This window comes from Lascolabacillus massiliensis (assembly GCF_001282625.1).
GTDB classification, from domain to species: Bacteria; Bacteroidota; Bacteroidia; order Bacteroidales; family Dysgonomonadaceae; genus Proteiniphilum; species Proteiniphilum massiliensis.
This window is the reverse complement of the sequence record NZ_CTEJ01000002.1, coordinates 1,003,952-1,022,430: the sequence shown is the minus strand read 5'-3', so window position 1 is coordinate 1,022,430 and position 18,479 is coordinate 1,003,952. Positions and strand designations below refer to the sequence as shown.

General features: G+C 38.6%; 17 protein-coding genes and 1 tRNA gene. 9 read left to right on the top strand and 9 right to left on the bottom strand.

The genetic code is table 11. The features are described from left to right. The first annotated feature begins 47 nt into the window (after positions 1 to 47). Positions 48 to 608, top strand: a complete 561-nt coding sequence (gene pth, locus BN1354_RS09130) for an aminoacyl-tRNA hydrolase (RefSeq protein WP_053826904.1) — start codon at positions 48 to 50, stop codon at positions 606 to 608. A 23-nt stretch (positions 609 to 631) separates the two neighbouring features. Next, complete coding sequence (locus BN1354_RS09125; protein WP_053826903.1) at positions 632 to 1,036, top strand: RNA-binding S4 domain-containing protein; 405 nt, start codon at positions 632 to 634, stop codon at positions 1,034 to 1,036. Here the strand turns inward: BN1354_RS09125 and BN1354_RS09120 are convergent. The 3 genes from BN1354_RS09120 to BN1354_RS12180 are packed head-to-tail and all read right to left on the bottom strand — an operon-like array spanning position 1,033 to position 2,498. Continuing rightward, a complete protein-coding gene (locus BN1354_RS09120) occupies positions 1,033 to 1,740 on the bottom strand; it encodes a 2-phosphosulfolactate phosphatase (RefSeq protein ID WP_045088771.1) in 708 nt (235 codons plus the stop codon). The two genes, BN1354_RS09125 and BN1354_RS09120, sit on opposite strands and share 4 nt — an antisense overlap. 31 nt (positions 1,741 to 1,771) lie before the next feature. Beyond that, a complete protein-coding gene (locus tag BN1354_RS12185; protein WP_053826902.1) occupies positions 1,772 to 2,179 on the bottom strand; it encodes an ATP-binding protein in 408 nt (135 codons plus the stop codon). A gap of 34 nt (positions 2,180 to 2,213) precedes the next feature. After that, positions 2,214 to 2,498 (bottom strand): ATP-binding protein, encoded by a 285-nt coding sequence (locus tag BN1354_RS12180; RefSeq protein ID WP_053826901.1) that lies wholly within the window; start codon positions 2,496 to 2,498, stop codon positions 2,214 to 2,216. 390 nt (positions 2,499 to 2,888) lie between these two features. On the opposite strand from BN1354_RS12180, the gene kdsA reads away from it, so the two are divergent. Genes kdsA through BN1354_RS09095 form a run of 3 tightly spaced genes read left to right on the top strand, consistent with a single transcriptional unit; the run spans position 2,889 to position 5,700 of the window. Beyond that, positions 2,889 to 3,683 carry a 3-deoxy-8-phosphooctulonate synthase gene (gene kdsA / locus BN1354_RS09105; RefSeq protein WP_053826900.1) on the top strand — a complete coding sequence of 265 codons (795 nt, stop codon included), beginning with the start codon at positions 2,889 to 2,891 and terminating at the stop codon, positions 3,681 to 3,683. An 11-nt stretch (positions 3,684 to 3,694) separates the two neighbouring features. Then, complete coding sequence (locus tag BN1354_RS09100; RefSeq protein WP_045088773.1) at positions 3,695 to 4,270, top strand: Maf-like protein; 576 nt, start codon at positions 3,695 to 3,697, stop codon at positions 4,268 to 4,270. A gap of 35 nt (positions 4,271 to 4,305) precedes the next feature. Beyond that, complete coding sequence (locus tag BN1354_RS09095) at positions 4,306 to 5,700, top strand: aspartate kinase (protein ID WP_045088774.1); 1,395 nt, start codon at positions 4,306 to 4,308, stop codon at positions 5,698 to 5,700. Between the two features lie 9 nt (positions 5,701 to 5,709). Here BN1354_RS09095 and hflX read toward each other — a convergent pair whose 3' ends face one another. From hflX to mnmA, 3 genes are all read right to left on the bottom strand, one after another. After that, positions 5,710 to 6,963 (bottom strand): GTPase HflX, encoded by a 1,254-nt coding sequence (gene hflX / locus BN1354_RS09090; protein WP_053826899.1) that lies wholly within the window; start codon positions 6,961 to 6,963, stop codon positions 5,710 to 5,712. Positions 6,964 to 7,073: 110 nt separating this feature from the next. Further along, positions 7,074 to 7,562 (bottom strand): outer membrane beta-barrel protein, encoded by a 489-nt coding sequence (locus BN1354_RS09085; RefSeq protein ID WP_053826898.1) that lies wholly within the window; start codon positions 7,560 to 7,562, stop codon positions 7,074 to 7,076. A gap of 38 nt (positions 7,563 to 7,600) precedes the next feature. Further along, the gene (gene mnmA, locus BN1354_RS09080; RefSeq protein WP_045088777.1) at positions 7,601 to 8,665 is read right to left on the bottom strand and encodes a tRNA 2-thiouridine(34) synthase MnmA; all 1,065 of its coding nucleotides are present in this window, start codon (positions 8,663 to 8,665) and stop codon (positions 7,601 to 7,603) included. A 201-nt stretch (positions 8,666 to 8,866) separates the two neighbouring features. Between mnmA and recJ the strand changes: the two genes are divergently transcribed. Genes recJ through mgtE form a run of 3 tightly spaced genes read left to right on the top strand, consistent with a single transcriptional unit; the run spans position 8,867 to position 13,910 of the window. Beyond that, on the top strand, positions 8,867 to 10,582 hold the full coding sequence (gene recJ / locus BN1354_RS09075; protein WP_053826897.1) for a single-stranded-DNA-specific exonuclease RecJ: 1,716 nt from the start codon (positions 8,867 to 8,869) through the stop codon (positions 10,580 to 10,582). 20 nt (positions 10,583 to 10,602) lie between these two features. Continuing rightward, the gene (locus BN1354_RS09070; RefSeq protein ID WP_045088779.1) at positions 10,603 to 12,573 is read left to right on the top strand and encodes a RecQ family ATP-dependent DNA helicase; all 1,971 of its coding nucleotides are present in this window, start codon (positions 10,603 to 10,605) and stop codon (positions 12,571 to 12,573) included. After that, the gene (mgtE, locus tag BN1354_RS09065) at positions 12,570 to 13,910 is read left to right on the top strand and encodes a magnesium transporter (RefSeq protein ID WP_045088780.1); all 1,341 of its coding nucleotides are present in this window, start codon (positions 12,570 to 12,572) and stop codon (positions 13,908 to 13,910) included. Before BN1354_RS09070 ends, mgtE begins: the two co-directional genes overlap by 4 nt. A 211-nt stretch (positions 13,911 to 14,121) precedes the next feature. Here the strand turns inward: mgtE and BN1354_RS09060 are convergent, their stop codons facing one another. The 3 genes from BN1354_RS09060 to BN1354_RS09050 form a co-directional block, all read right to left on the bottom strand. Further along, positions 14,122 to 15,672: a 4Fe-4S binding protein gene (locus BN1354_RS09060; RefSeq protein ID WP_053826896.1), complete on the bottom strand. Its 1,551-nt coding sequence runs from the start codon at positions 15,670 to 15,672 to the stop codon at positions 14,122 to 14,124. A gap of 4 nt (positions 15,673 to 15,676) precedes the next feature. Continuing rightward, positions 15,677 to 17,053, bottom strand: a complete 1,377-nt coding sequence (locus BN1354_RS09055; RefSeq protein ID WP_045088782.1) for an aldo/keto reductase — start codon at positions 17,051 to 17,053, stop codon at positions 15,677 to 15,679. A 216-nt stretch (positions 17,054 to 17,269) separates the two neighbouring features. Then, a tRNA-Arg gene (locus BN1354_RS09050) sits at positions 17,270 to 17,343 on the bottom strand. Between the two features lie 203 nt (positions 17,344 to 17,546). Here BN1354_RS09050 and BN1354_RS09045 point away from each other — a divergent pair. After that, positions 17,547 to 18,479 (top strand): ring-cleaving dioxygenase, encoded by a 933-nt coding sequence (locus tag BN1354_RS09045; protein ID WP_053826895.1) that lies wholly within the window; start codon positions 17,547 to 17,549, stop codon positions 18,477 to 18,479.

The window sequence follows — 18,479 nt, the reverse complement described above, 5'->3', positions numbered from 1 at the left end:
ATTGATTTACAGTTCGAAACACCAAATTGTAATTGTAAAATTGTGAAATGAAATATTTGATAGCGGGATTAGGCAATATTGGGCCTGAATATGAAAACACCCGCCACAATATAGGTTTTATGGTATTGGACGCTTTAGCAAAAGCGTCCAATGCTGTTTTTGAGGATAAACGATATGGTTTTGTGGCTGAGATGCGACTTAAAAATAAGCATCTGATTTTATTAAAACCATCAACATACATGAACCTTAGTGGAAACGCTATAAGGTATTGGATGCAAAAAGAGAAGATTGAGACTAAAAACCTGCTGGTTGTAGTAGATGATCTTTCTTTACCTTTTGGAACGCTGCGATTGAAATCCAAAGGGAGTGATGCCGGACATAACGGACTTAAACATATACAGGGCCTTATCGGTCAGAAGTATCCCAGACTTCGATTCGGTATAGGAGATGATTTCTTTCCCGGATCACAGGTTAATTTTGTACTTGAAGAGTTCTCAGATGAGGAGAAGACAAAGTTGCCTGAACGTATCGAAAAGGCTTGTGAAATAATTCGCAGTTTCTGTCTCGCAGGAATTGACATAACAATGAATCAGTTTAATAATAAATAACTGATCCGATTGCTAAAGATATAATGGAAGAGGTTAGAGTAGACAAATGGTTGTGGGCTGTGCGCATTTTCAAAACTCGCACTATTGCATCAGAAGCTTGCAAAAAGGGTAGAGTAATGGTTAATAATATTTCTGTTAAACCATCCAGGACTATTCGCAAGGGTGATATAATACAGGTCAGAAAACCTCCGGTTACCTACTCATTTAAGGTACTTGCACTTGCAGACAAACGAATGGGAGCGAAGATGGTTCCTGATTTCATGGAGAATATTACTCCGCCTGACCAGTATGAAATACTGGAACTGAATAGTATCAGTGGCTTTGTAGATAGACAGCGAGGTACTGGCCGCCCTACAAAAAAAGAGCGTCGTGATCTTGAACAGTTCACCGGCTCTATTGATTTTGATGAATTTGACTGGGACGATTAATATATCTTCCCGTCAGATTTATTATAAACAGGGACAACAGACATGCTGTTCTGAGTGAGACAATAAGCTGCATCACTTACTGCACCATTGTCAACAAGTCGCCTGTAATGATCACTTACCTCTATATACCCCATTAAATCATTTTTTACACGATTCCACAGTTCAAGAGTCATTCTGATTGAATCAGAATCAAATTCTACATTACTCTTTTCCATTGCTTTTTCAGCAAAAACTCCGCCAAAAAGGGTATCTTCAATACTTATCCGGTTGTTCCATCCAGCACATAGAATAACCACTCTTTCTGCTGTATTAATACATCTTTCAACTAATGCATCAACATTTATGAATGTACCTATAAGCAGCTCTCTGCAATCGCTTGCGGCTTCAATTGCTCTGGTGCCGTTTGTTGTGGTAAAAACGACTTCCCTGTCTTTCACTTTTTCGGGAGAGTAATCAAAAGGAGAGTTTCCGAAATCAGCAAAATCACATTTCTGTGTCTTTCGCTCAGCGCCTACCAGGTAGCCTTCGGACTTATAGGTTCTTGCCTCATCAATACTTGAGACAGGGATTATTGCACTTGCCCCGTTGTTTAGCATTGTACACATAGTTGCAGATGCCCTGAACACATCCACAACAATTACCGTATCATGGTCGCTTTTATAATGGGGATAAAGGGCAGGAGAGGGGCAAAGATCCAGTTTCATGTTTTTTTCATACAAATATAAAGAATCAAATCTATTCCTGTCGCATCATTTTACCCTCTTTTTCATATTCTCTCCTGATACCTAACAATAGATCATCTGAAGAGATGATATTTGAATTTTTTTCCAATGTTCTTAATCCTGCAAACTGAATTATATTAACAATATTTGCACCGGTCAAATTATACTTTCGTGCAATCTCTTCCAAATTAACGTCACTCATATATTCTCCAAAGTCAGGAAGATAATTCTTCCACAGATTCAACCTCTCTTCAGCATCCGGATTATCAAATTCGATTATCGAATTGAATCTCCTGATAAAAGAAGTATCAAGATTCGATTTCATATTTGAAGCCAGTATTATGAGTCCCTCATGTGACTCAATACGTTGCAGTAAATAAGAGACCTCTTGATTGGCATATTTATCGTGAGAATCACTCACATTAGTTCGTTTCCCAAAAAGAGCATCAGCTTCATCAAAAAAAAAGAATCCATTCCTTTTTATCAGCTTTATCGAAAAGTCTGGATAGGTTCTTTTCTGTTTCTCCTATATATTTTGACACTACAACCGACAGGTCTATACGATAAACATTTCGGTTTGTATATTTACCCAAAAGGCATGCAGTGAGTGTTTTTCCAGTTCCCGGAGGACCGTGGAAAAGTACCCGGTAACCTGGTTTTATCTTACCCTTAAGATTCCATATTTCAAGAAGCCGGTCGTTATATTTCAGCCATGTCTCAATCTCTTTTATTTCAGCCATTGTCTTGTCTTTTAGTAATCAACAAATGATATATTTTGAAGTGCTATTGATTTGTTTAGCCCTATGCTAGAGAAATAATTTTCCAACTGCTCTTTTAATATTTGAAGAGTCTCATATATCATATCCTGATATTTACTATTTTATGTGATTTTTAACTAACTCTTCCAAAATAGTCTGTTTTTTAAAAAAGTGTTAGGAATTTTCCTGCATAAATTTGTATTATTCACGCATTAACAAATAGAAGGTAAAAATATGTAAACATATATAGTAATGTGGTTTAGGGTGTTACAATCAGAGGGTCCTTTTTTTAATTTGAACTAATTTATTTTAGTTCAATTTCTTATCTTTGCCTTCTAATAGCAACGTTGTAAAGGATCAAAAATATTAACTATGGATCTCTCATATTTAAAGTCAGATAATTTTTTCCTGTTAGCAGGTCCCTGTGTCATTGAAGAAGAGGATATGACATTAAGGATAGCTGAGAGACTAAAAATAGTAACTGATAAGCTTTCAGTTCCTCTGGTGTTTAAAGGCTCATTTCGTAAAGCAAACCGCTCCCGAGTAGATTCTTTCACCGGTATAGGTGATCAGAAAGCATTAAAAATTTTAAGAAAGGTTCATGATACTTTTCAAATACCCACTGTTACAGATATTCATGAGAGTCACGAAGCGGCCATGGCTGCCGAGTATGTTGATGTCCTGCAAATTCCAGCATTTCTATGCAGACAGACAGAGCTTCTTGTTGCTGCTGCAAAAACCGGAAAAGTTGTTAATATTAAAAAAGGGCAGTTCCTATCTCCTGAGGCGATGAAGTTTGCTGCACAAAAGGTTACAGACAGTGGCAATGAAAAAGTGATTCTTACAGAAAGAGGCACAACATTTGGTTATGGTGATCTTGTGGTTGATTATCGTGGTATCCCCACAATGAAAGAGTTTGGATTTCCGGTTGTAATGGATATAACTCACAGTCTGCAACAACCAAATCAATCGTCAGGCGTAACAGGTGGTAAACCTCAATTGATAGAAACGATTGCCAAAGCAGCAGTTGCTGTGGGTGCAGATGGACTGTTTATCGAAACACATCCAGACCCTATAAGTGCAAAATCTGACGGTGCCAACATGCTTCCTTTAGATCAGCTTGAAGGGTTACTGACAAAATTATTAAAAATTCATGCTGCTCTATAAACTGCATATAGATGAAACTTACAGATTACCGTATTATACTGGCATCTAATTCCCCCAGAAGGAAAGAGCTTCTTTCAGGAATTGGTGTTAAATATGAGTTCAGAATGTTACCGGATATAGATGAATCATATCCTGAAACAGTTTCAGCAGATGAGGTTGCTGGATACCTGGCCGAAAAGAAAGCCTCAGCATATCTTCCCGAACTTAATGATGATGAGCTCCTGATTACTGCAGATACGGTAGTGTTGTTGGATAGTATAGTTATTGGTAAACCTTCAGATGAGGCAGATGCTATCAGAATGTTACAACTGCTGTCAGGTAAAACTCATAAGGTGATAACAGGAGTATGCCTGACTTCAAAAAAGAAACAGGTAGTCTTTTCAGATACTGCCTATGTTACTTTTGGAGAATTGAGCAGAGAAGAGATAAGTTATTATGTATCGAACTATAAGCCGTACGATAAAGCAGGTGCTTATGGTGTTCAGGAATGGATTGGTTATGTGGCAGTTGAAAAAATCGAGGGTTCATATTTTAATGTTATGGGCTTGCCAATCTTCAAGGTTTATAAAGAATTGAAACAGTTTTAATTTTCAAGTTATTCATTATTTATTAAAAAAAAATTATGCTCACAGTAGAGAAAATAGGTGGTACGTCTATGTCTCAGTTTCAAGACGTAATGCAAAATATAATAAAAGGCAACCGTAAAGGTGATGAGCTATACAACAGGATATTTGTTGTCTCTGCCTATAACAATGTTACAAACTGGCTGCTGGAACATAAGAAGACTGGCGAACCCGGAATATATAACAAGTTTTTAAATGGCGAGGATTATAGTATTGCACTGGATCAGTTCTGTCAGCGCTTACTGCTTATCAATGATGGATTCGCGGATTATGGACTTGATCTTAAGGAGGCACGTGATTTCATAAGATTCCGTGTAGATCAGGCAAAAACGTTGCTTTATAGTCTAGGCAAGGTACTTGCATCAGGTTATGTTAACCGTACCGATATACATCTTGCTGCCCGTGAGATTCTTGCATCAATAGGAGAGGCACACTCTGGCTGGAATTCTGTTAATATTCTTAATAATAACGGTATAAATGCACGTTTTATAGATCTGTGTGGATTCAATGATAACGAACCCTTAACCATTGATGAGCGTATACATAAAGAGTTTAAGGATATAGACTTCAGTAAAGTACTTTGTATTGTTACCGGATATACCAAAGGAACAGAAGGTATTATGAGAGCTTTCGACCGTGGCTATAGTGAAGTTACTTTTAGTAAGATTGCTGTTGAGGTTAAGGCTGATGAAGCTGTAATACATAAAGAGTATCACTTGTCGAGTGCCGACCCCAAAATTGTGGGTGTTGAAAACAGTATTCCGGTTGGACACACAAACTATATCATTGCTGATCAGCTTGCTGATATTGGCATGGAAGCAATACACCCAAAAGCTGCTAAACCTCTTGAGTTGGCTGGTATTGACATTAGAATTAAGAATACCTTTGAACCTGATCATCCAGGAACAATAATTTCTCGCGATTATATTTCTCCTGAGCCAAGGGTGGAAATTGTATCAGGCTCACGCAAAGTGATAGCTATAGAGGTTCACGACCCAATGATGGTTGGAGAGGTAGGATTTGACAGCAAAATAATGAGCTATTTCATTAAATATAATGTCAGCTACATTCTTAAATCCACAAATGCCAACTCTATCACAATGGTAGTCTGGGATAATGAGAACAGTAAAAGTCTAATCAATATCCTAAAGGATGTATTTTACAAAGTTACTGCAAAACCGATGGCTATAGTGTGCGTTATGGGCACAAATATTGCTCTTCCCGGATTCCTATACCGTGCCTCACAAGCATTATATGAAAAAGGGATCAATATAGAGAGTTTTGCTCAGTCGATGATGCAGGTTAACATGCAATTCGTAATTGTTCGCGAACATTATGAGGATGCTGTTATTGCTCTTAACGAAGCACTTTGTAAAAAGCCGAATGAAAATTAAATGTGAGGATTATTCAGCCTGGTCATCCCCTTGATCAGGCATATCCTCTTCATAGTCCTGATATAGAAAGTCGTTATAAGGGAATCGTGTTATATGAATCTCTTTCACTTTATCATATATCAGCTCCTTTAGTTCATCAATGTTTTTCTTCTCCTTTGCAGAAATAAATATACAGTTCTCTTTTAGCTTGCTGAACCATGTTTGTTCAAGTTCTTCTAGAGAGTAATTTTCTCTTTTCTTAGGTGTAAGATCATCTTCCTCTTTTACGGTGTGAGAAAATGCATCAATTTTATTAAAAACAAGTATAGTTGGTTTTTCTGTTTTATCAATTTCAAACAGTGTTTTCTCTACAACTTCAATCTGCTCCTCAAAAGCAGGATGTGAAATATCTACTACATGCAGAAGGATATCCGCTTCTCTGACCTCATCCAGGGTTGATTTAAATGATTCAACCAGGTGGGTAGGCAGTTTTCGTATAAAACCAACTGTATCGGTAAGCAGGAAGGGCAGATTTTTTACAGTTACCTTACGTACAGTTGTATCAAGAGTGGCAAACAGCTTATTCTCTGCAAATACTTCACTCTTGCTGAGCAGAGTCATTAAAGTAGATTTACCAACATTGGTGTAACCAACCAGTGCAACACGCACAAGCTTGCCCCTGTTTTTGCGCTGAACAGTTTTCTGTTTATCAATATCCTTAAGCTGCTGCTTTAACCTTGAAATCTTATCAAGAATAATTCTTCGGTCAGTCTCCAGCTGCGTTTCACCCGGTCCGCGCATAATCGTTCCACCACCACCTCTTTGTCTCTCAAGGTGAGTCCACATACGAGTTAGCCTTGGCAGCAGATATTCATACTGAGCAAGCTCTACTTGAGCCTTAGCGTGAGAGGTCTGAGCTCTCATAGCAAATATGTCAAGTATCAGACTTGTTCTGTCCATTATTCGTATTTTAAATTCCTTCTCTATATTTCGAAGTTGTCTGGCCGAAAGTTCATCATCAAAAATCACGACACCCACCTCATTATCTTCATCCTTAATAAAATCTCCGATTTCCTGAAGTTTACCCTTACCAACGAAAGTAGCAGTATTAGGTGTGTCCATTTTTTGTAAAAATCTCTTTATTGGCCTTAGTCCTGCAGTCTCAGCAAGAAATGCCAGCTCGTCAAGGTATTCATTTACCTTATCTTCATTCTGATCTTGTGTTATGAGTCCAACAAGAACAGCATTTTCATTTTTTATCTCTTGAGTAATAAAGTCTTTCATATATTATTATGCTACTTTACATTTTTGATTAACACTATTTATTAGGTAAAGTTGGTTCAGCTTCAAATGAACTCTCTTCAATTTTTGTGATAGTGTGTGTTATTAAGTATCTAAAACCAAAATCCAAACCCAGCCGATAGTAATACCTGCGAGTAGTCACGTATGAACTGATATTTAAGTTCAAAGTTTGCTCTCACCCTATAACTGATATCATGCTGAAAACCCATTCCCAGGTTTGCCCCCAAGCGTTGTTTATTTGTTCTTGGCATCCCCTCATTTTTATCAAATACCCAGTTAGAATAGTGAATTCCTCCAATTGGATAGAGTGAGGCAGTAATTGATAGAGGTAAAACATAATGAGTATCAGCGTCAACCATCCACATGCCCTTGTCATTTATTTCGGGGAAATAAGTAAAAGAGGGTGCAATTCGCAGGTTATTGGTCCGATAGTAATGCAGGTGACCACCCACACCAGGTCTGTTAATCTCTGTGCCGTATGCTACATGAGCTCCAATACCAACAGTTCCTTCAAACTGAGCAAACAGTTGAGGGATGGAAAATAACATAAATAGAGCAAGTAATTGAATGGTTCTTTTCATCAGGTTCTGTTTTAAAAGAAACAAAGTTAATTAAATTGTCAGATTATCATCCCGCTACCAAGACATAACCCGGCTTCTTTGTCGTATACAACACCAAACTGACCAGCGGCGATTCCCTGAACCGGCACTTCAGAGTGAATAGAATACATGTCTCCTTTTTTCGAGATCATACCTTTTGTGAATTCGGGAGTATGTCTGATTTTAAAGCGAATCTCTTTTTCTCCTTCAAAATCACCCCAGATATCTTTTGTTATAAACTCAAATCCCTGCAGATTAATGGTGTCTCCATACTGATGTTTTGTATCATAACCCTTGGATACGTATATGATATTTCGATTGATATCCTTTTTGATAACAAACCAGGGGCCACCACTAAGTCCCAGTCCCTTTCGCTGTCCAATCGTATGAAACCAGTACCCCTGATGCTTGCCCAGAATATTTCCGGTTTCCAGTTCCACAATCAACCCCTCTTTTCTGCCCATGTAGCGTTCGATAAACTCATTGTAGTTTACCTTGCCCAGGAAACAGATACCCTGACTATCTTTTCTTTTTGCTGAAGGCAGATTCTGTTCTGCAGCTATATTTCTCACTTCTGATTTCAAGAGATTGCCAATTGGGAACATAAGTTTTGAAACCTGAACATAACTAATCTGTCCAAGGAAATATGTCTGATCTTTTACATGATCTTTTGCAGTCGACAACCAAGTTAAGTCATCCAACTCAGTAGTAGTAGCATAATGACCTGTTGCAATCTTATCAAATTCATGACCCCATTTCTGCTCAAATACCCCAAACTTAATCATCTTGTTGCACATCATATCAGGGTTGGGTGTCAATCCTCGTTTCACTGAATCTATCGTATAGCTAACAACCGTATCCCAGTATTCCTCATGCAGAGAAACAACTTCAAAGCGGCAACCATATTTTTTAGCTATATATGTAACAATCTCGATATCTTCTTCAGAAGGGCAGTCAATATATCCATCTTTATCTTCCATTCCTATCTTGATGTAGTAGATGGTTGGATCATATCCCATCTCCTTAAGCTGGTGTACTACAACCGAACTGTCCACTCCACCTGATACTAAAGCTGCAATCTCCATTTTTTTGTCTTATCTTAATTTTGAGGTACAAAGATAATCAAAACAAAAAAATAATGCTATCTTTACAACTTCGGAATGGTATAAGTGCAATAAAACCGTTACTGAGATAATATAGTAGCCCTAATCATCCATGATTAAAGGCGACTCCCACTCCCCGATGCGAATTCGGGCTTCTAGAGAAAAGAAAAATGATATATATAAATGACTTACAGATGGAATTATTCAACCCTATCAGACTACCAAAAAAATAAAAAAGATGAATTAGCGAAAGAATTAAATTCAAATCCCGTTTTAGCCGAACTGCTTATCAATAAAGGCATTGAAACAAAGGAAGAGGCAATGAAGTTTTTATATCCAAGTCTGGATGACCTGCATGACCCTTTCTTACTTCCCGATATGGATAAGGCAATCAGGCGAATCGAGAAAGCTCTTGGAGAGAAAGAGAGAATTCTTATATACGGTGATTACGATGTTGACGGCACAACAGCTGTAGCGTTGGTTTACAAGTTCTTTCGGGGGATAACCAATAATATTGATTATTATATTCCTGACAGGTACGATGAAGGGTACGGCATTTCGTTTCAAGGAATCGATTATGCCGTGAAAACGGGTGTTAAGCTCATAATCTCGCTTGACTGCGGTATAAAAGCATTAACCAAAGTGCAATATGCCAAGGAGAAAGGTATTGATTTTATAATTGGCGACCATCACGTACCTGATGAAAAACTACCCGATGCAGTTGCAGTGGTTGATGCCAAGCGTTCTGACTCTAAATACCCATATGATGAATTATCCGGTTGTGGTGTAGGATTCAAGATTGTTCAAGCTTTCTCTCAAAGAAATGGTTATCCTTTTTCTGATATTGAACCACTTCTGGATCTGGTAGCAGTTAGTATAGCCTCAGATATTGTACCAATTACAGGCGAAAACCGTATTATGACTCATTACGGTTTAAAACAACTTAATTCCAATCCAAGTTTCGGTCTCAGAGGTATAATTGAGATCTGCGGTCTTCACCGCAAACATATTACCGTTAATGATATTGTATTCAAGATAGGTCCCCGCATCAATGCATCAGGCAGAATGATGAACGGAAAAGAGGCTGTTGATCTTATGCTTGCTAATGATATGACATCAGCAAGGGAAAAGAGTCTAAATATAGACCAATATAATCTTGACCGTCGCGAACTGGATAAAAAAATCACAGATGAGGCTATTGACTATATTGATAATAATCTTGATATTGAAAATCAAACTTGTATTGTTTTATATAACGAAACATGGCATAAGGGTATTGTTGGGATTGTCGCTTCCAGACTGAGTGAGAAATATTATCGACCTGCCGTAGTCCTGACAAAATCAAGTGGTATGATTTCCGGTTCTGCGCGCTCAGTACCTGGTTTTGATGTATATAAAGCGATAGAATCTTGTCGCGATATACTTGAAAACTTCGGTGGACATACATATGCAGCAGGTCTTACACTCCGGGAGGAAAACCTGCCGGAGTTCAGGGAGCGTTTTAAAAGACTGTCATTCGACGGTCTCGAACCAAAGATGATGTCTCCACAAATTACTGTAGATGCAGAGATTACATTCTCACAGATCACACCTGATTTCATTGAAGGACTTAAACTGTTTAATCCGTTTGGTCCTGAAAATGAGAATCCTGTTTTCCTTACCAGGAACGTTACTGATTCAGGATACAGCAAGCTTGTAGGTAAAGGACAGCGTCATATTAAGCTCGATGTAATAGACAGTTCAGTCAGAACACCTCTGCCAGGTATTGCTTTCGCACAACACTACTATTATGAACGTATAAAAGAGGGAAAACCTGTAGATATCTGCTATACAATTGAGGAGAATACACACGGCAGCAGATCATACACACAGTTAATGGTTAAAGATATAAAAGAGTAGATTACAGAGCAAGGTTGAATATGGAAACGGAATTGTTTCACAATATATTAAAAGAGTATTGGGGATACACTTCTTTTCGTCCTCTGCAGGAGGATATTATTCAATCTGTATGGGAAAAGAGAGATACTCTTGGTCTGATGCCTACTGGGGGAGGGAAATCTCTCACATTTCAGGTTCCTGTAATGGCAATGGATGGAATATGTCTTGTTGTGACACCACTTATTGCACTAATGAAAGACCAGGTAGACAATCTCCGTGAAAGAGGAATAAAAGCAGCTGCTGTATACTCTGGAATGTCGAGGGATGAGATTATCACCACCCTCGAAAACTGCATATTTGGAGGCTATAAGTTTCTGTATGTCTCTCCTGAACGTCTCTCTTCCGATATTTTCCTTACAAAGCTGCAGGCCATGGATGTATGTCTGCTTGTAGTTGATGAATCTCACTGTATCTCACAGTGGGGATACGATTTCAGGCCCTCTTACCTTAAAATTGCAGATATCAGGGAAACTCTTATTAATGTTCCTGTACTTGCTCTCACTGCAACAGCCACTCCCGACGTAGTAGATGATATCCAGGAAAAGCTTCGTTTTAAAGAGAAGAATGTTTTCAGAACAAGTTTCCTCAGGGATAACCTCTCTTATGTTGTCAGATCAGCAGACAATAAAGTTGGTGAGCTAATTCATATACTCAAGTCAGTTCCAGGTTCAGGGATAGTCTATGTCAGAAGTAGAAGACAAACCAAGGAGATTGCACAGACTCTTAAAAAGGAAGGGTTAAGGGCAGACTATTTTCATGCAGGTCTTTCTTATGAAGACAAGATTTTTAAGCAAAATGCATGGAAAGATGATGAGTGTCCTGTAATTGTTTCTACCAATGCTTTTGGTATGGGTATAGATAAGCCTGATGTGCGAATAGTTGTTCATATGGACCTTCCCAACTCACCCGAAGAGTACTTCCAGGAAGCAGGTCGTGCCGGCAGAGATGGTAAAAAGTCATACTCAGTCATATTATACACAAAATCAGACAGCGTCAAACTTAAAAAAAGAATTAGTGATACATTTCCTGAAAAAGAGCTTATAGTTCGTGTGTATGAGGCACTTGGAAACTACTTTCAGGTAGCAGTTGGATCAGGTGCAGGCAGAGCGTTCGATTTTGATCTCATAGAATTCTGCAGTCGTTTCAAACTACCCTCACTTCAGACTCATCATGCTTTGAAAATTCTTGAGCTGGCCGGATATCTGGAATATACTGATGAAATTGATGCTCGTTCAAAACTGAGATTTCTCATTTATAGGGATGATATGTATTCTTTGCGACTGGAGCCGATAACTGACGAACTTCTTCACACTATTATGAGAAGTTACACCGGAGTGTTCTCTGACGATATTTATATAGATGAATCTATGCTGGCAAGCAGGATAGGCAAAACACGTCAGGAGGTTTATGATATTCTTGTCAACTTATCAAAGCTGCGCTATATATCTTATGTTCCGGCTAAAAAAACACCATTTATAATCTACACCTCCTCACGTGAGGATATTAAGTTTATTACTATACCTCAATCAGTATATGAAGAACGTAAAAAGCGTTTCAGTAAAAGGATACATTCTATAATTGACTACGCCGAAAACAGTGATGTCTGTCGTAGTCGTATGCTGTTGGTTTATTTTGGAGAAACCAATTCAAAAGACTGCGGTTGCTGCGATGTCTGTCTCAGAAAGAATGAGTCTGGACTTAGCAACTGGGAGTATCGACTGATCGGAGAAAAGCTGGAAGAGGCCTTTAAATCACAAACTACTTATCGTTTAAATGAACTTGTTGATTCTATCTCAGAGTCAGAAACTTTGGCAATATCTTCTTCAGAAACAACATCCTTTAGTAAACAAGGCGAAAACAATGATAAAATAATCAAGGTAATCCGTTTTAAGATCGATTCGGGGGAATTGATCTTGGAGGATGACAGGATTTCGAAAGGAAAACGTTTATGACAAATGCTCACACAATTATTCACACGCTAATAAAGAATGAGGTGTGGACTTTGCTCAAAGAGGAGCTTACTAAGTTGGATGTACCTGCAATTGTTACGCTAATCGAGCGAAGCAATGAGCTGCAGTCTACCATCTTATTCCGCTTTCTTCCCAGGGGAAAAGCAAAACAGGTGTTTCAGGAGCTCGATCCTTCCAAACAAAAAAAAATCATCGATGGACTTGCTCAGCATGCAACTCTCCTGACCAACCTGATGAATGATATAGAGCCGGACGACCGAACAGCTCTTTTTGAAGAGTTAACCGGAAAAGTGGCTCAGCAGCTGATGCAGCTTATGAGTAAAGAAAACCTTCAAATAACCACTCAACTTCTTGGCTACCCTGAAGACAGCATTGGACGGTTGATGACTCCAAAGTATGTTGCCGTAAAGTCGCACTTTACTGTAAAAGAAACTCTAAGTCATATTCGCCGATTTGGAGTAGATGCCGAAACCTTAAGCGTGGTTTATGTTGTTGATCAAAACTGGAAACTAATTAACGACCTTCGTATTCGGGATATTTTGCTAGCAGATCCCGATGATAAAATCGATGATCTTACTAAACATGAGTTGATCGTGTTAAGCGCGTTTGATGATCAGGAGACTGCTGTTCATGTTTTCAAGGATTATAATCGTGTAGCCTTGCCGGTTGTAGACAGTTCAAACACCTTGCTCGGTATTGTTACGGTAGATGATATCCTCGATGTGGCAGAAGAGGAACAGACCGAAGACTTCCACCGATTTGTCGGTGTTAAAGACGCTATTATAAACCCTGTACAAGCATCAGTCTCTTTTATCTATAAAAAACGTATCGGATGGCTTATGGCACTGGTTTTAATGAACATATTCTCGGGCTATGCGATGTCGCGTTTCGACACAGTTATAGAATCCATGGTCTCATTAGTGTTTTTTCTACCTCTCCTGATTGATAGTGGCGGAAATGCCGGTTCGCAATCAGCCACGCTAATGATACGGTCGCTTGGAAAGGGTGATGTTCGTGGAAGAGACTGGGTACGCTTATTGAGCAAAGAATTAGCTGTAGCACTTCTGCTTGGTCTTACAATGGCAGTAGGTGTTTCTGTTGTAGCATCTTGGCGTGCTCCGGATATTATTCCGGTTGTATCACTCACAATGGTTCTGATTGTAGTTGTAGGGAGTGTGGTAGGCATGCTATTGCCTTTTGTTTTCACCCGTCTTAAGTTAGACCCTGCCACTGCCAGTGCGCCGTTGATAACAACCATATGCGACATCTCAGGCGTGCTTATTTATTTCTCTATGGCAAAATTGTATTTCGGGATGTGATAAAAGTCGTTTTTCAGTTATAAAGGTGATAGATACAATGTGAATTTGCCGTACCAAGTCTGTCTCTTCTTCATACCTTCTTCTTATACTCTTCATATCAACCTCATAATTTAATGAGGATGATAAAACCCATGTACATCCTTTTTCAATGCTTAGTATTACTTAATAATATTCGAATAAATATTGATAGAATATCACACTTTATTATCGACTAATTCAATATCCGATGTTTTTTATAACCTTTTACAAATATAGCCGTTAGTGGACGAGCAGGGCAGATATACTCGCAAGCACCACAACCGATACATTTATCTTTGTTCACTACAGGAACAAGTCTCAAATCGACTGTATTTGCATTTGGTTGATCGGATGGGGGAGTATATGGGTCTCCGTTATCACGATATTTACGGGTAATAGCATCTGTGGGACAGATTCTCCAGCAACCGTCGCAATTTACATCATCTTTAACAACAATGCAATTCTCACGTATGTATATCGCATGTCCCAAAGCCACCTTTGTTTTTTCTTCTTTTGAAAACTTTGTAATAGCATTGGTTGGACAAACATCGGAGCAAACTGTGCAATCTGTTTTACAATACCCACGTTCGAAAGAAAGAGTAGGTTGCATAACAGCTGTCCATCCATATTCGTTTACAGATGGGTGAATAATTTTTTCAGGGCATTGATTGACACACAACAGGCAGGCAGTGCATTTACTGTTGAGATTTTCATGACTCAGCGATCCGGGAGGAGAAATGGGAACAGGTCGTTTATATCTTTCTTTTCGGACTGCCGGAAATTTAATCATACTTCTCTTTTTTTCCTGAGCTCTCAATTCTGCAGCAGAAGCAGTTAATATAAGTGAAGTTATGAGAAACTGACGACGAGAAGAGCTCTCTGGTAAAACGCCTATTTTTTCAAATGGCTGCTCTACGGTTCTTTTTCTTAATGAGTAGCTCATACTTCCATCTTTGCAAGATTCAATACAGTTGAAACAGGTAACACATCGTGTATAGTCTATAGTATGGTTTTTAAAATCTATACATGATGCCTTGCAATCCCTTGCACATCTACCACATGTGGTACAAGATGTTTTGTCAATTTGGAGTTTAAAGATTGAGAATTTGCTTATATATCCAAGTATAGTACCAACGGGACAGAAAGTGTTACAGTAGGTGCGACCGCTTCTCCATGCAAGTAATCCTATTATTAAAAGTGATAGTGAGGCCAGTACTAACGAAAATATGCTCTTAATCCATATCTGAGAAGTAGTGAAAGTATAACTCTGATCTCCCAGTATTTTTGCAAACAGATTGTTTGCTGATTTGTATACAGGACTGATCAGTTCAGTCGCTATGCGACCATACGATCCGTAAGGGTCTAATATTGCGGTAATAAAGCCTATTCCGGCTACAACTCCAACAGTAAAAAACGCAAGAATTGTAATTCTTAATATGGTTTTTGCAGCAGAGTAGCTGTATCGGCGTGCTTTTTTGGATTTAATTCTTCTGGCAAAGTAAGAGATGATATCCTGATACACTCCGGTAGGACAAATAATAGAACAGTAAATCCTGCCGAAAACAAAAGTAAGCAGGACCAGCAGAATTAGTACAACAACATTGATCGATAGCAAAGCAGGTACAAACTGAAGCTCTGCGAAATAAGCAAAATACTTGTTCAAAACTCCCGAGATATCGAGAAATAATAATGAAATAACAATAAAAAAGGCTATTGCCAAAGCAACTCTTATTTTCTTTAACATGGCATCAGGTTGTTTTTAATTGTTGAACAAGGTTGTCTATATTTAGTAATTCTGTGGGTATTTTTATGTTCTGAGGACAGGTAATTTCGCACTCCCCGCAATTAATGCAATGGTTTGCCTGCTCCAGTTCGGGAATAGTACGGTTGTAATCTGTTAAAAATGCCCTGGATGAACGTTTAAACTCAGCATCGCGAGGCCCATCCAGATTTGGCAGATTGCTATCCCAGGTAGCCTTGTTGTAATATAGCAGCACTCCCGGAATATCAACACCATATGGACATGGAACACAATATTTGCAATCTGTGCATGGGATAGTTTTTATGGAACGTATTATATCTGCAGCTGTGAGTAGCATATCTTTTTGTTTATCATTAATCTGAACAAGAGGAGAGAATGTTTTAATATTTTCCTGCAGATGTTCCATTAATGTCATGCCACTCAATACCACCATAACATTCGGATGTGAACCTGCAAAACGAAATGCCCACTGTGCTGGTGTGCTGTTAGGACTCTCTTCCTGCATCATCTCCAATACTGCTCGGCTTACTTTTGCAAGACGACTTCCCAGCAGAGGTTCCATAATCATTACCGGAATATTTCTCTCCACCAGTTTATTGTACATATATTCGGCAGGAACATACCCATACTTCCAGTCCAGGTAGTTCATCTGAATCATCACGAAATCCCACTCTACAGGCTCAGCAAGGACTTTGTTAAATAGTTGCTGATCTCCGTGAAAAGACCACCCCAGGTTGCGTATACGTCCTTCCTTCTTTTCATTCAGCAGGAAATCCAGCATTCCCCATTCTTTATAAATGCGCTCATACATTGAATCACTACTTAGGCTGTGCAGGTGATAATAATCGAAATAATCTACCTGAAGTTTTTCCATCTGCTTGTGATAAGTAGCAATTGCATCCTCTCTTGATTTAACGCTACCTGGTAATTTTGTTGAGACATAAAAACTGTTTCTTGGATATTTTTTCAGTATTTTACCGGTAAATGTCTCAGATTCACCCTGGTGGTACATCCATGCAGTATCATAGTAGTTAATGCCGTGTGCCATAGCGTAATCGATAAGCTGTTCTGCTTTTTCCTCATCAATGAATCTCCTTACCCCTTCAGGAGTCTCTCTTTCCACTGTAGGATAGCGCATTGTACCAAATCCTAACAGAGAAATCCTGTCACCAGCTTTTGACAATGTTCTATAAGTCATTTTATCTGTTGGGATGTTCGTTAAATCCGGAACGATCTGGTCGGTTTTTATTTTTTTCCCACAGCTGTTCAGATAAAAGCTTGCTGGTATAGCTGCTGCACCAATTCCCATGTATTTTAAGGCTGCTCTTCGCGAGATTTTATGTTTTCCATCGTCCCCTTTCATAGCTTATATGTTTTTTATAGTATGTCACAAATATAGATAAAAGTTTAAATTTTTTTTATTAAGAACTAAAGAAATTAAAGTCCTGACTCCCCTCATGTTGCCCACTCCAGTTAATAGGACAGGAAAAGATTTACTGTACCATTATTCTTGAATATAACAAAAAAGCCACCTGACTTTTTTACAGTCAGGCAGCTTTTAGGCGTGCGTTGTTTCGAGTGACCCCGCCAGGGTTCAAACCTGGAACCTTCTGATCCGTAGTCAGATACTCTATTCAGTTGAGCTACGGGGCCTTATTTGAGAGTGCAAAGATACATCAATTTCATAAAATCACAAAAAAGTTGACTTATAATTTTTAGTCTTATAATATACATGTTGATTTTAAACAGCTTAAGCATATTAATTAGTAGTGATTTTTAATGTTCAGTATTAGAGTGTGAACTTTTCGATATACAGCTTGTTATAGATAAATAGAATAATAAAAATACAGATATAGATGAAAACAGATATATTAGGGCTGCATCATGTAACTGCAATATCCAACAGTGCACAAGGCAATTTTGATTTTTACACAAATGTACTTGGCCTCAGACTTGTAAAAAAGACTGTAAACTTTGATGATCCCGGTACTTATCATTTCTACTTTGGCGATGAGCAGGGTACTCCCGGCACAATAATAACTTTCTTTCCCTGGGAGGGAATAGGTAAGGGTGTTAATGGTGCCGGAATGGCAACACATACTGCCTACTCAGTTCCTTCGGGAAGTTTTGATTTCTGGAAAAGCAGACTCCAGAGTTTTGGAATCGAATCTCAAGAGAGTGTTATCTTTAATGAGAAAGTTTTATCATTTAATGATCCAGACGGAATGCAGTTGCAACTTGTAATTCCTGAAAAAAATGATGACAGAGAGCCGTGGACAACGGATCAGATTGGGAAAGAGGTTGCTATAAGAGGATTTCATACTGTTACTCTTACACTTTGGTCGGCCGGACCAACTGCAAGTGTTCTGACAGATATATTGGGGTACACTCAAATTAAGCATGAAGGCAACAGGTATAGATTTGCAGTTGATACTGTAAATAATGCAAATTATATAGATATTTTAGAGGATAGTGAAGCACCGGGTGGAAGAAATGCCGGTGGAACCAATCATCATATAGCTTTTAGGGTTAAGGATGATAATATCCTTATGGAGGTTAGAAAAAGAGTGACTGAAGCAGGTCTGCAGATTACTCCAAAAATTAATCGCGATTACTTTTTCTCACTCTATTTCAGAGAGCCGGGAGGAGTGTTGTTTGAACTGGCTACCGATAACCCCGGATTTACTGTTGATGAACCACTTGATAAACTGGGCAGTTCTCTAAGGTTACCAAAAAGGTATGAGAGTATGAGGGATAAGATTGAGAGTGTTCTTCCTGATTTAAAATAA

Bases quoted from the DNA above. Each gene is read 5' to 3' on its own strand.
- BN1354_RS09060 (WP_053826896.1), bottom strand. From the start codon at position 15,672: ATGTTAAAGAAAATAAGAGTTGCTTTGGCAATAGCCTTTTTTATTGTT.
- hflX (WP_053826899.1), bottom strand. From the start codon at position 6,963: ATGAAAGACTTTATTACTCAAGAGATAAAAAATGAAAATGCTGTTCTT.
- BN1354_RS09100 (WP_045088773.1), top strand. From the start codon at position 3,695: ATGAAACTTACAGATTACCGTATTATACTGGCATCTAATTCCCCCAGA.
- kdsA (WP_053826900.1), top strand. From the start codon at position 2,889: ATGGATCTCTCATATTTAAAGTCAGATAATTTTTTCCTGTTAGCAGGT.
- mgtE (WP_045088780.1), top strand. From the start codon at position 12,570: ATGACAAATGCTCACACAATTATTCACACGCTAATAAAGAATGAGGTG.
- mnmA (WP_045088777.1), bottom strand. From the start codon at position 8,665: ATGGAGATTGCAGCTTTAGTATCAGGTGGAGTGGACAGTTCGGTTGTA.
- BN1354_RS09070 (WP_045088779.1), top strand. From the start codon at position 10,603: ATGGAAACGGAATTGTTTCACAATATATTAAAAGAGTATTGGGGATAC.
- BN1354_RS09045 (WP_053826895.1), top strand. From the start codon at position 17,547: ATGAAAACAGATATATTAGGGCTGCATCATGTAACTGCAATATCCAAC.
- BN1354_RS09120 (WP_045088771.1), bottom strand. From the start codon at position 1,740: ATGAAACTGGATCTTTGCCCCTCTCCTGCCCTTTATCCCCATTATAAA.
- recJ (WP_053826897.1), top strand. From the start codon at position 8,867: ATGACTTACAGATGGAATTATTCAACCCTATCAGACTACCAAAAAAAT.
- BN1354_RS09085 (WP_053826898.1), bottom strand. From the start codon at position 7,562: ATGAAAAGAACCATTCAATTACTTGCTCTATTTATGTTATTTTCCATC.
- BN1354_RS12180 (WP_053826901.1), bottom strand. From the start codon at position 2,498: ATGGCTGAAATAAAAGAGATTGAGACATGGCTGAAATATAACGACCGG.
- pth (WP_053826904.1), top strand. From the start codon at position 48: ATGAAATATTTGATAGCGGGATTAGGCAATATTGGGCCTGAATATGAA.
- BN1354_RS09055 (WP_045088782.1), bottom strand. From the start codon at position 17,053: ATGAAAGGGGACGATGGAAAACATAAAATCTCGCGAAGAGCAGCCTTA.
- BN1354_RS09095 (WP_045088774.1), top strand. From the start codon at position 4,306: ATGCTCACAGTAGAGAAAATAGGTGGTACGTCTATGTCTCAGTTTCAA.
- BN1354_RS09125 (WP_053826903.1), top strand. From the start codon at position 632: ATGGAAGAGGTTAGAGTAGACAAATGGTTGTGGGCTGTGCGCATTTTC.